The organism is Aestuariibaculum scopimerae, from assembly GCF_059428085.1.
This window is the reverse complement of sequence record NZ_CM182089.1, coordinates 3,576,717-3,589,514: the sequence shown is the minus strand read 5'-3', so window position 1 is coordinate 3,589,514 and position 12,798 is coordinate 3,576,717. Positions and strand designations below refer to the sequence as shown.

At 31.9% G+C, this 12,798-nt stretch carries 10 protein-coding genes; 5 read left to right on the top strand and 5 right to left on the bottom strand.

Going from position 1 to position 12,798, the window contains the following annotated elements; genetic code table 11:
* Nucleotide 1: 1 nt before the first annotated feature.
* The gene (locus AC5SR4_RS15560) at nucleotides 2–1,000 is read right to left on the bottom strand and encodes an SDR family oxidoreductase (RefSeq protein ID WP_495357200.1); all 999 of its coding nucleotides are present in this window, start codon (nucleotides 998–1,000) and stop codon (nucleotides 2–4) included.
* Nucleotides 1,001–1,928: 928 nt separating this feature from the next.
* Between AC5SR4_RS15560 and AC5SR4_RS15555 the strand changes: the two genes are divergently transcribed.
* The 4 genes from AC5SR4_RS15555 to AC5SR4_RS15540 are packed head-to-tail and all read left to right on the top strand — an operon-like array spanning nucleotide 1,929 to nucleotide 8,257.
* A complete protein-coding gene (locus tag AC5SR4_RS15555) occupies nucleotides 1,929–3,059 on the top strand; it encodes a DegT/DnrJ/EryC1/StrS family aminotransferase (RefSeq protein WP_495357199.1) in 1,131 nt (376 codons plus the stop codon).
* A gap of 27 nt (nucleotides 3,060–3,086) precedes the next feature.
* On the top strand, nucleotides 3,087–5,030 hold the full coding sequence (locus tag AC5SR4_RS15550; protein WP_495357198.1) for a polysaccharide biosynthesis protein: 1,944 nt from the start codon (nucleotides 3,087–3,089) through the stop codon (nucleotides 5,028–5,030).
* A gap of 44 nt (nucleotides 5,031–5,074) precedes the next feature.
* Nucleotides 5,075–5,851, top strand: a complete 777-nt coding sequence (locus AC5SR4_RS15545) for a polysaccharide biosynthesis/export family protein (RefSeq protein ID WP_495357197.1) — start codon at nucleotides 5,075–5,077, stop codon at nucleotides 5,849–5,851.
* Nucleotides 5,852–5,863: 12 nt separating this feature from the next.
* Nucleotides 5,864–8,257, top strand: a complete 2,394-nt coding sequence (locus AC5SR4_RS15540) for a GumC family protein (RefSeq protein WP_495357196.1) — start codon at nucleotides 5,864–5,866, stop codon at nucleotides 8,255–8,257.
* A 9-nt stretch (nucleotides 8,258–8,266) separates the two neighbouring features.
* On the opposite strand, the gene aroB is transcribed toward AC5SR4_RS15540, so the two are convergent.
* Nucleotides 8,267–9,337 carry a 3-dehydroquinate synthase gene (gene aroB / locus AC5SR4_RS15535; RefSeq protein ID WP_495357195.1) on the bottom strand — a complete coding sequence of 357 codons (1,071 nt, stop codon included), beginning with the start codon at nucleotides 9,335–9,337 and terminating at the stop codon, nucleotides 8,267–8,269.
* A gap of 94 nt (nucleotides 9,338–9,431) precedes the next feature.
* Between aroB and AC5SR4_RS15530 the strand changes: the two genes are divergently transcribed.
* Nucleotides 9,432–10,607, top strand: a complete 1,176-nt coding sequence (locus tag AC5SR4_RS15530) for a proline dehydrogenase family protein (protein ID WP_495357194.1) — start codon at nucleotides 9,432–9,434, stop codon at nucleotides 10,605–10,607.
* Here AC5SR4_RS15530 and AC5SR4_RS15525 read toward each other — a convergent pair.
* The 3 genes from AC5SR4_RS15525 to AC5SR4_RS15515 form a co-directional block, all read right to left on the bottom strand.
* Nucleotides 10,602–11,672 (bottom strand): polysaccharide biosynthesis protein, encoded by a 1,071-nt coding sequence (locus AC5SR4_RS15525; protein WP_495357193.1) that lies wholly within the window; start codon nucleotides 11,670–11,672, stop codon nucleotides 10,602–10,604. The two genes, AC5SR4_RS15530 and AC5SR4_RS15525, sit on opposite strands and share 6 nt — an antisense overlap.
* 72 nt (nucleotides 11,673–11,744) lie before the next feature.
* A complete protein-coding gene (locus AC5SR4_RS15520) occupies nucleotides 11,745–12,341 on the bottom strand; it encodes a sugar transferase (protein ID WP_495357192.1) in 597 nt (198 codons plus the stop codon).
* Nucleotides 12,341–12,721 carry a hypothetical protein gene (locus tag AC5SR4_RS15515; RefSeq protein WP_495357191.1) on the bottom strand — a complete coding sequence of 127 codons (381 nt, stop codon included), beginning with the start codon at nucleotides 12,719–12,721 and terminating at the stop codon, nucleotides 12,341–12,343. Before AC5SR4_RS15515 ends, AC5SR4_RS15520 begins: the two co-directional genes overlap by 1 nt.
* Between the last annotated feature and the right edge of the window lie 77 nt (nucleotides 12,722–12,798).

Here is a 12,798-nt window from a genome sequence, read left to right as displayed (position 1 = left end):
TTTATTTTATGTGTTTCCAATACCAGTCGATGGCTTCTTTTAATCCGTCACTAATATTGTATCTAGGATTATAGTTTAAAAGTTGTTTTGCTTTGTCAATAGACGCCAGTGAATGTGGAATATCCCCTTTTCTGTTTTCTCTATGCTTAATTTCAATATGTTGAATTGCTGCATCAAAATTTGATAAATAGTCTCTCAACAGGCCAGCTAGCTCCAACAGGGTTGTTCGCTCGCCATAAGCAACATTATAAACAGTGTTTAAAGCTGTTTTGTTTTCTGTTGTCAACGCTAATATGTTCATTTGAACCACATTGTCTATATAGGTAAAGTCTCTGGAATAACTACCATCTCCATTAATATATGGGGATTCATGGTTGATAAATTGTTGTACAAACTTAGGAATGACTGCTGCATAAGCGCCATTAGGATCCTGCCTTTTCCCAAACACATTAAAATACCTAAGACCAACAGTGTCTAAACCATATGTTGTTTTAAATATATCAGCATATAATTCATTAACATATTTGGTAATAGCGTAAGGTGATAAAGGCTTTCCAATAACGTCTTCTACTTTTGGTAGCGCTTCATGATCACCATAGGTAGAAGAGCTTGCGGCGTAAATAAAACGCTTTACTTGAGCGTCTCGAGCAGCTAGAAGCATGTTTAAAAACCCAGAGATATTAACATCATTCGTGGTAATGGGATCTTTTATGGATCTTGGTACAGACCCCAAAGCGGCTTGATGTAATACATAATCTATATCTTCACAAGCTTTTTTGCAATCATCTAGATTTCTAATGTCACCTTCTATTAAAGTGAAATTCTCGTTTGTTGAAAAAGGTTCAATATTCTCGCGCTTACCAGTTGAAAAGTTGTCCAGACAAACAATTTGTATTTTATTGTTTAGGAATGTTTCGCACAAATTAGAGCCTATGAATCCAGCACCCCCAGTAATGAGAATCTTTTTTCCTTTTAGTATGTTTAATTGTTGCTTTGTCATTCAAATTTGGGGTTTTAATTAAGCGCTAACAAATATTAGAAAAATAAATGTAATAGTTTAACTAATTATATCAAGGTTCTAATTTTTCCGACGAAATTCAAAATTATACTTTCTGGAGTTGAAAAACTAACATTTTAATGCAATGTGTTAAAATACTATGAAATTATTAAGTAGATAAATTAAGTAGAAGATAAAAATAGATCCAGAATGCATATAAATAAACTTTTCATAAAGATTGAACCAAGTACATACGTGTTTCGTTATAGTTGGAGATAGATTCTGGATCTATTTGCAATAGATTCCATTAAGGGTTTATATAGGATCATAGCTATCTGTGATGTGTTGGCATTAGGTCTTGTAAGGAGCTTTACTAGGTGATATATGTATAATGGTTTGTAATGCTTCAAAGATATATTGATAACAGGGTTCTATTGAGGGTATTAATATGTTCTGTATAGGGTACTAATACATCTTGTTGAGAGTAGCTGGATATTTAAACAGGTATAGAGATACATTCAATGGAGACATTATCTTGTATTGCACGAAAGTAGATAGGGTTAAAATACAAACTTTAAAAGTCAAAAATGTCGTTAACCGATTTTAATTACTGTTTTAGCGAATTAACTAAAATCTTATCTTTTTACTATAAAACAATTACTAAATTTACACAACAAATACAAAATTGAATTGATTAATAGCCTCGTTAATTTAATTGTATTAAATGTTAGAGTAATTTTTAAAACTCTCAATTTAAATCTATCTACAGATATACATTACGTTAACATAAATACATATTAAGCTAATAATTAAAATAAATTTTGTTAGATGCATAAAAGAGAGTTATCAATAAACTATACAATATTAAAAAGCATGAATTGTATTCAATGCTTAAGATTTTATGCACTAAAGTTTGAATAAACATTTTGAGATGTTGACTAAACCCAAAACTAAAATATACTTGTCTTCTCCACATATGGGTGGTTCTGAACAAAATTTTGTTAAAAATGCCTTTGAAACGAATTGGATAGCTCCTTTAGGGCCACATGTTGATGGCTTTGAAAACGATTTGCAGAGCTATTTAGGTGATAACATTTTTGTTGCAGCACTAAGCTCTGGTACAGCTGCTATTCATTTAGCGCTTCAGCTTTTGAGCGTTGAAAAGGGAGATGAAGTTTTGTGCCAAAGTTTTACTTTCTCGGCATCGGCAAACCCCATAGTATATCAAGGTGCCACACCAGTATTTGTTGATAGTGAAACAGACTCATGGAATATGTCTCCTGAATTGCTCGAGATTGCTATTAAGGATAGGATAGAAAAATACAAAAAACCTAAAGCTATTATTGCTGTTCATTTATATGGGATGCCTTATAAAGTAAATGAGATTAATGCTATTGCAAAAAAGTATGACATTCCGGTTATTGAAGATAGTGCTGAAGCTTTAGGAAGTACTTATTTTGGAAAGTCTTGTGGAACACTTTCAGATATAGGTATATTGTCATTTAATGGTAACAAGATTATTACAACCTCTGGAGGAGGCGCATTAATTACCCATAATGTGCAATATAAAAATAAGGTTATCTTTTTATCAACACAGGCAAGAGATAACGCACCTCATTACGAGCATTCATCAATAGGTTTTAATTACAGGATGAGTAATGTTTTGGCGGGTATTGGTCGCGGACAAATGGAGGTGCTGGATGATAGAGTCTTGGCTAGACGTCGAAATTTTGATTTTTACAAAAGTAGCTTGTCTAAACATAGTGGTATTTCTTTTTTGGAAGAACCAAAAGGTTGTTTTTCCAATAGGTGGATTACCTGTATTAAAACCAAATCTTATGAACAAAGGGAAAGGATACGAATGGCGCTATTGGAAGATGATATAGAATCTAGGCCTTTATGGAAACCGATGCATAAGCAACCTATTTTTAAAGATTGCTTGCATTTTGTTAATGGTGTTTCTGAAGCGCTTTTTGAACAAGGTCTTTGTTTACCAAGTGGCTCTAATTTAAGCCAGGATGATTTACACAGAATCACGAAAATAATTTTAAAAACCCCATAACTATTAATTTTTTTAAAATTCCTCAACATGAAAAATGATTACTTCGCCTACTATTCTGGAAAATATGCTTCTAAATGGCTCGTTTTTGGTATAGACTTATCTATTGTACTAATTACATTTTTTACTGCCTATTTTGTGCGCTTTAATTTTACATTAAACTTTAATTTGAGTCAATTTATTCTTCAAACACCTATCATATTGACTATTGCATCCATTAGTTTTTTAAGTGTTGGATCTTTTAAAAGTGTTATAAGGCATACAGGGTTCACAGATATTGTTAATGTTTTTAAAGCAGTGACAATCATGTCCTCTATGGTAGTTTTCTTTGTTTTGATCAATAAAGAACTCAACTTGATTTCCAAGTTCACTATACCGCTGTCAATTATCGTTATTCATGCATTCTTTAACTTTGTAGCCTTATCTGGATGTCGTTTACTTTTCAAAATGGGTTATAACCATTTAAAATGTAAATATGTAATATCAAAGCGGATACTTATTTATGGTGCAGGAGATTCAGGCATCTTTACGTATAATGCATTAATTAGTAATACCAAGGAAGTTTTTCAAGTGGTAGCGTTTATTGACGATGATTACAGAAATAACGGAAAATCAATAAATGGTATTTCTATTGTTCCTAATAAAAAAATAGATCAAGATTATATTGATACAAATGCTATTGATGAGGTTATTGTTACTTCTGAAAACATTAACAAGGAAAATTTGTTCAGTTTGGTTAACTTAAATGTCAAGATTAAAAAAGTGCCACCAATAGAACAATGGATCGATGGTGAATTGAGTTCTAACCAAATTAAGCAATTTCAAATTGAAGACCTTTTGGGACGAGCTCCAATTCAAGTAGATAATCCTAATCTTTTAAATGAATTTACTGGAGAAACAATTCTAATTACTGGAGCAGCAGGTTCTATTGGTAGTGAATTGGTGAATCAACTGTCTAATTTCACAGTTATAAGGCATTTAATTTTAATAGATCAAGCAGAATCATCCCTATATGATATTCAGCAAAATTTAAACCAAAATGGAAAATTCAATTTTACCGCTATTGTAGCAGATATAAGGGATGGCTTAAGAATAGATAGCATTTTCCAAGAATATAGACCAACTATGGTTTTTCATGCGGCAGCCTACAAACATGTTCCTTTGATGGAAAGTTCGCCTTATGAAGCTATTAAAATTAATGTTAATGGTACTAAGTTGTTGGCAGATACATCCTCCAGATACCATGTTAAAAAATTTGTTTTTGTATCTACAGATAAAGCTGTTAATCCAACAAGTGTTATGGGAGCTACCAAACGTATAGCAGAAATGTATATTAGTTGCTTGCAAAAGGAGAGCAAAACAAAATTTATTACAACGCGATTTGGAAATGTTTTGGGGTCAAATGGATCGGTAATTCCTTTATTCAAAAAGCAAATAGAAAGTGGAGGTCCATTAACATTAACCCACAAAGATATTACTCGATATTTCATGACCATACCTGAGGCCTCTCAATTGGTATTAGAAGCAGGTACTATGGGTAAAGGTGGTGAGATATTTATATTTGATATGGGAGAATCTATAAAAATATTTGATTTAGCTAAAAACATGATCAAACTATCTGGGTTGCGTTACCCTGAAGATATTGATATTGAAATAACAGGATTAAGACCTGGTGAAAAACTTTATGAAGAGTTATTGGCTAATGGTGAGAACACGTTATCTACATATCATAAAAAAATAATGATAAGCAAAACTCGAGAGCTTGATTATGCATTTATAAAATCTGAAATAGATGAGTTGTGTATTACCAACCGTTTCCAAAACAATAATATAGTTTTAAAAATAAAACGATTAATTCCAGAGTACAAATCTAATAATTCCGATTACGAACGTTTCGATAGAAGGGTTCAAGTTTTTAAAAAAGCAAAAGGCCTTATTCAAGAAAAAAAGGATAAAAATTACGGTAACATATAAGTTGTCTAAATTTTTATTACTTTTCCAAAATGATGATATTGAGAATGAATACACCAGTTACACCAGTTACAGTAAAGAACTTGTTTATGTTTAAAATGGCATTTATGCTATTATTAACATCTTGTTCGCCTAAAAAAGAGGTCACTTATTTCCAAAACGCCAAGAATTTTGAAACAGTCGTAGATACTGATACGTTTGTACCAAGGTTTAAAGTAGATGACAATGTGAGTATATTTATCTCCACATACGATCTGGAAGCGGCAAGACCTTTCAATCTAGTTAGGGAAGTGGGTAGCTCAGGAGGTGAAATTGTTAATTATTTAGTTGATATTGATGGTAACATAGATTTTCCCGTTTTGGGTAAAATTAAATTATTGGGATTGACTGTAGAAGAGGCAAAAGCACTTATTAAAAGAAAGCTAGAAGATGGCTACTTAAAAGATCCTGTTGTAAACATAAGGATCTTAAATTTTAAAATTTCTGTGCTAGGAGAGGTTAGAAATCCTGGCACCTATACTATTAATGGAGAACGTGTAACCATATTACAGGCACTTGCTCTTGCGGGAGATTTAACTATAAAAGGAAAGCGAGATAATATATTAATAGTTAGGGATTTTAATGGCACTAAAACCTATACGCGTGTTGATTTAACCAATAAAGAAGTTTTTAATTCCCCAGTTTATTATTTAACTCAAAACGATATTGTGTATGTAGAGCCCAACCATTCTGCATCATCAGGCTATTTTGTTGATGCAAGGTTAGGAACCATCTTATCGGTTTCATCATTTATTCTTGGGATAGTGGTATTGCTTACACGTTAATTTATTTTGTTTATGGATTTAAATAACAACAATTCTTTTTCTGCTCCTTCAGCTTCACAGGATTTTAACTTGAAGAAAACAATAACAATGTACACAAAGCAATGGAAATGGTTTGTTTTGTGTTTGTTAGTTGCTGTCGGCATTGCATATTCCTATATACGCTACACAGCGCCAGAATACCAGGCATTTGCAAAAATTAAGTTGTTGGATGATAATGACAATTCCAATCCCAATGCGGTTTTTAAAGATTTATCAATATTTGCTGATTCTGAAAATTCAAGAGTTGATGACGAAATTGAGGTTATGAAATCTAGATCTATACTAAGTGATGTTATAGATGTATTAGATCTTAATGTGCAATATTTTTTGCAAGGAAGGATATACGAAACGGAATTGTATAGTAATATACCATTCAATATCAATTTTATTGCTTCAGATTCAATAATCAATAAAACCAGTTTTAATTTTTATATAGACGTATTGTCTGATGTGAATTTTAATTATAGGATTAATGAAGATGATGTTCCAAAGAAAAGCTCTTTTGGAGAAAATATTGTTACTAAATTTAGCGGTATGGTCATTACTCCAAAAAATGATAATATTAAGGATTTAGTGGGGAAAACTGTTAGGGTTCAAATTACGCCAGTAAATAATCTGGTTCAATATTATAAGGCTAAAATAGGTATAGATCAAAAGGACAAATCTTCTAGCATTGTTATGATTTATCTTCAGGACAATGTTAGGTCTAAGGCTGTGGATATTATTAATACATTAATTAAGGTATATAATAAAACTACAATAAAAGAAAAAAATCAAAAATCTAAAAACACTGCAGATTTCATTGATGCTCGTATTAAATTAATTGCTGCAGATTTATCGGATGTTGACGATAGTGCTGAAAAATTCAAAACAGGAAATAAGCTTACAGATATAACATCTGAAGCAGATATGTATTTAAATTTTAGTTCACAAAATGAACAAGAACTAAATGTGAGTAAGAATGAACTCAGCATGATAAACTACATGAAAAGTCAGGTTGATGATTCCAGTTCTCAATTTGACCCAATTCCTTCAAATATAGGTTTGTCCGACCCATCGGTCAGTGCCATTGCTGCAAAATACAATGAGTTGTTAAATGTTAGGCAAACACGCCTAAAGAGTTCCAGTGAGAAAAACCCCATTATTGTTAATCTTGATCAAGAGTTGAACAATCTTAGGAACAGTTTAAGGCAAAGCCTTGATAATTCCTCGAAAACCGTTGGTATTAAGGTTAGAAGTTTGCAAAGTCAATTGGATAAAATCAATTCTAAAATTTATGCTGTTCCTGGTCAAACACGAGAGTTGCGAGATATTGAGCGAGAGCAGGGAACAAAAGAAGCATTGTATTTATATTTGTTGGAGAAGCGAGAAGAGGCCACAATTTCACTAACGGCTACATCACCAAGTGCCGTTGTAATTGACGAGGCCTTCGGTAATTCAACACCGGTTTTCCCAAATAGAAAACTAATTTTTATAGCTTCCATATTTATAGGATTGTTAATCCCTTTTTCATTTATTTATGTTAATGATTTATTAGATACTAAAATCCATAATAAAGAAGATTTAGAAAAAATAATTAAAGATATTACTGTATTAGGTGAGATACCAAGACTAAAAGGTAAAGAGTTAAATTCACTTGTACATAGAAATGACAGGTCTTTATTGTCTGAGTCATTCAGAATCATAAGGACAAATTTTGATTATGTGAGGCGAGGTAGAAATGTAAAAGACTATGATAATATCATTTTTGTAACATCGACAATAAATGGGGAAGGCAAATCTTTTTTCAGCACAAATATGGCATTAACTTTAGCCAATACAGACAAGCGTGTATTGTTGATTGGTGCCGACATTAGAAATCCAAAAACGGATTTAGGCCCATTAAACCAAAAGAAAAAAAATGCATCAACTGTTGGATTAACAGAATATTTAAGTGATGATTCTATATTAGTTGGAGAAGCTATTGATGCTTATGATGTTGGCGACAATAAGATTGATGTTTTATTGTCAGGTAAAATACCTCCAAACCCAGCAGAGTTATTAATGAGCAGCCGTATGAAACCTTTATTTGACAAGGTGTCACAGCAATATGATTACGTTATTGTCGACACGGCACCATCTATGCTAGTTACAGACACCTTATTGTTTAGCCAGTATGCAGGCCACACCATTTATTTAACGCGTGCCGATTACACAGAAAAGGAAATATTAAATTTTGCTAAAGAACTGCATGCTGGAAAGAAACTTAACGGTATGATGATGGTTGTTAATGACGTTGATAAGGCAAACTTTGGCTATGGTGCCAAATATGGTTATTATGGTGCGCCAGAAAGAAAATCTTTCAACCCTTTTAAAAGAAAACATTAAAAAAATTATCTATGATGCTGCATAAAACTCAAAAGCATCAATAATAACTTGGTCGTCCACCAAGCAATCAATTTTTGGTTTTCCTATGGATTCTAGTAGCACAAAATTAATATTGCCGTGGTTATTTTTTTTGTCATACTTAAGCAGTTCAATGATGGTAGGGTATTCAGATTTGTCTATATCAACTCTGCCATAATAACTAATGAATAGGTTTTTAATATCTAAAGCTGTTTTTTCAGGAAAACCTGCTAATTTGGTTGATATAAAAGCTGCCATAATCATACCAATCACAATGGCTTCACCATGCAATAAAGTGGTTTTTTGAGAATTGCTTAAAAAATACGATTCAATGGCATGCCCAAGGGTATGCCCAAAATTCAATGTTTTTCGTAAGTTGTTTTCAAAGGGGTCTATATCAACAACATGCTTTTTGATCAAAACCGATTCATATATTAGATTATCTAAAGCTTCAAACTTTAATTCAGATAAATTTTGGAACTTATTCCAATACTTTTCATCACTTATTAAGCCATGTTTTAGCATTTCTGCTAACCCAGAGCGCATTTGGCTTTTAGGGAGTGTATTCAAAAAATAGGTATCTATAAGTACGAGATCGGGATTGCTAATAACACCTATTTGATTTTTTAAATGACCTAAATCAACGCCTGTTTTGCCCCCCACAGAGGCATCAACCATCGATAATAGGGTAGTGGGAATATTAACATAGGCAATACCACGCTTAAAAGTGCAGGCAACAAAACCACCTAAATCAGTAATAACACCACCTCCAATATTTATTAACAAGCTTTTTCTATCAGCGTCTAGTTCAGATAGTGTATTCCATACCCCAACACAAGTGTCAATTGTTTTATTTATTTCACCCGATTCTATTTCAATGATTTCTATATGCGTATTAACTTCTATTTTTTCTAGAAAATAAGGCAAACAAAATTGATGAGTGTTTTCATCAACCAAAATGAATATTTTTGAAAAATTATTTTTATTAAAGTACTCATTTAAAGCTATATAGCATGTGTTGTTAAAATGGATGGTGCAGTTATTTGCTACAATAGAATTCATAAAATAAATTAACTTTTTTTTAAGGATGTGAAATTAAGGAGATTTTAGATAAAATGATAACTTAGCCGCCATTATCTTTCCTTAAATTTTATTTATGGTAACAGAACGAATATTTGATAATACTGAAATAGCTTTTGCTTTGAAAAGCGACTCTGAGTTAGAGCGTGCTTATTTTCTTTTTAAAATGATATCAATTGAACCATTGGTTAAAATTGGTACGGCAGCAACAAATTTTGCTATTAAGGCACACTTGCCAGTTGAAGGATTGATTCGTGCCACGGTTTTCGATCATTTTTGTGGTGGGGTAAACGAAGAAGACTGTCTACCCGTTATAGATAAGATGTATGAAAAGGGCGTGAGTTCTGTACTTGATTATTCAGTAGAGGGAAAGGAAGAAGAGAAAGAGTTTGATGCAGCCAAGGATATAACACTTAAAATAATTGATTTTTCAAAAGAGATTGATGCTATTCCTATTGCGGTATTTAAACCAACAGGTTTTGGAAGGCTTCATTTATATGAAAAAATAGGAAAGGGAGAAAAGCTAACTGAAAAAGAACAAGTGCAGTGGGACAAAGTTGTTGATAGATATGATGCTGTTTGTAAAAGAGCCAAAGAAAATGATGTAGCCATTTTAATTGATGCAGAAGAAAGTTGGATGCAAGATGCTGCTGATGCATTGGTTACAAAAATGATGAAAAAGTATAATACAGAAAAGCCTATTGTTTTTAATACATTGCAAATGTATAGGCACGATAGACTCGATTTTTTGAGGCAAGAGCATGTAAAGGCAAATAAAGAAGGATATTTTCTTGGTTATAAATTGGTTCGTGGAGCTTATTTGGAAAAAGAAAATGAAAGAGCTGATAAAAAAGGGTATTTATCACCAATTTGTGAAAATAAAGCTGCCACTGACAAAAATTTTAATGATGGTTTAAGCTATGTATTAGATAATTTGGATAGTATGTCACTATTTGCTGGAACCCACAATGAGGAAAGCTCGTATTTGCTTATGGGTTTAATGGCCCAGAAAGGGTTGCAAAATGGTGATTCTCGTGTTTGGTTTGGGCAATTATACGGTATGAGTGATAATATAAGTTTTAATTTAGCAAGTAGAGGTTATAATGTTGCTAAATATGTTCCTTTCGGTCCTGTAAAAGATGTTATGCCTTATTTAATAAGAAGGGCTGAAGAAAATACTTCTGTAGCTGGACAAACTAGTAGGGAATTGGCATTAATTACCAAAGAAAAGAATCGTAGAAAATCGCTATAGTCTAAGCAGGCTTTTTAAAATATTTTTTATGGTTTTTACTGAATAATAAGGTGTTATGCTTTCTAATATAGTAAGGTCTAAATTAGTTGTTCCCGCATTTTGTTTCACCAAAAATATGTCTTTGTTTGTTGTTGGCAATAAACTTTCGTCATTAGCCAATATGCACTCTTCTAATTTTTCCCCTGGACGTATTTCTGTTATCTTCATAGTGCTTGTACTACTGCCATAAGCCGCAATCATCTTTTTTGCTAAATCCACTATTTTTATTGGCTCTCCCATATTAAAAGTATATGTATTACTTTCTAGCTTATTATAGGTAGCTATTTCCAATATAAGTTTACATGCCTTATGCTTACTAATAAAATACCGCGTCATTTTTTCATTAGTAATAGTTAGCGGAATATTATTTTGAATTTGTTTCATAAAAACATGAAAAACCGAACCACTAGATCTGAAAACATTTCCAAATCTGGCAATTGAAAACTTGGTTTTGCTATTGGTTGCAATGTTGTTTAAATATTTTTCGGCAATATATTTAGACATTCCCATAACACCTTTGGGGTTTACAGCTTTATCTGTTGAAATGAATACAAATTTTTTAACCTTATTTTTAATGGAAATATCAGCAAGTGTTTTAGTAGCTAAAATATTTGTCTTTATAGCTTTGTATGGTTGCTGTTCCATTAAAGGGACATGTTTATAAGCTGCGGTATGGAAAATTAAACTTGGTTTATATGCTTTAAATAGCCGGTCAACAGCGTCTTTTTCATCTATATTTAATAGCAAGAAGATGATATTTCCTGTTTCTTTTTGTTCAATATCTATAATTAAGTCGTAAAGTGCAGATTCAGCTATATCAACTAGAATTAGTTTTTTGAATGGACAAATAAGCAACTGTTTGGCTAGTTCACTACCAATAGATCCGGCTGCACCAGTTATTAAGATAACCTCATCCTTGAAATCAAAGTTTTGGTTGTCTTTATATTGTGCCTGATCATTACTTGTGTTGAACAAGGTAGAATCATTTAATAATTGTTCAATATAATCATTTGAAGATACATTCATTTGTGTATTTTAAAAGCACTCGTAATATAGAAATATTAAAAGATGTTGCAAAGCAAAATAAAATGAAGGCATTTATTTGGTAATGACCCTAATTATGGTTAAAAGAATAAGCTTTAAATCGAAAACAAAATTTCTTTGCTTAATATACATTTTATTGTACTTTAATTTATCTGGAATAACAATATTGACGTAAAAATCTTCGGGATTTTTTGCAGCTTTTAAAAGTTCGACCTCATTTCTATACTTTAATGAAGCAAGTCCTGTTATGCCCGGTCTTACAGTGAATATGACTAAATCTTCTTCTTTATAATAATTAACATAATATCGTAATTCTGGTCTAGGACCTACAAAACTCATGTCTCCCTTTAAAATGTTTATCAATTGTGGAAATTCGTCAATTTTATAGCGTCTTAAAAAATAACCAACTCTAGTAATTCTGGAATCATGGTTACCTAATGTTAATAAGCCTTTTGATTCAGATTGCACATGCATAGTTCTGAATTTAAAAATGTTGAAGTCTTTATTATTTTTACCTACTCGACCTTGAATAAATAAAACAGGTCCTTTGGAATCTAATTTAATTATGATGGCTATTACTAATAGGAGAGGAGTTAGAATAATGAGTCCAATGACTGAGAATATAATATCAAAACAACGTTTCACTATCATTAATGCGCTATACTATATTTAAGGTGGGTTATGGTAGCAATACTATCACAATTTTCTATTGTTAATACAACTTCTTTTTCATTCAAATTACTTTCAACTATATAAATGCCACAAGGCTCTTGCCTTGATTTGCTTTCTGAAAAATTTACACTACCATGTTTTAGTATGTACTGAACTGATGTAGAATCGATATTATTTTTATCAAGAATTTCTTTTATGGCATCTGTATAAACAATTCTTTTCAACCTTATGTTTTTTAAAACACGGGCATCGGGACCGTAGCTGCAGGATGTTTTTTTGCCATTAAAAAAAAAAGCTAAAATTATCAACCCTATAGAAAAACCACCTAGATAATAGCCAATACGTTGAATTAATTTCATGTTTGTTTTATTGTTTTTTAATTGTCCTCCCGATAACATCGGGAGGAACACCTTTAATAATCATCCAAATGTGCGAA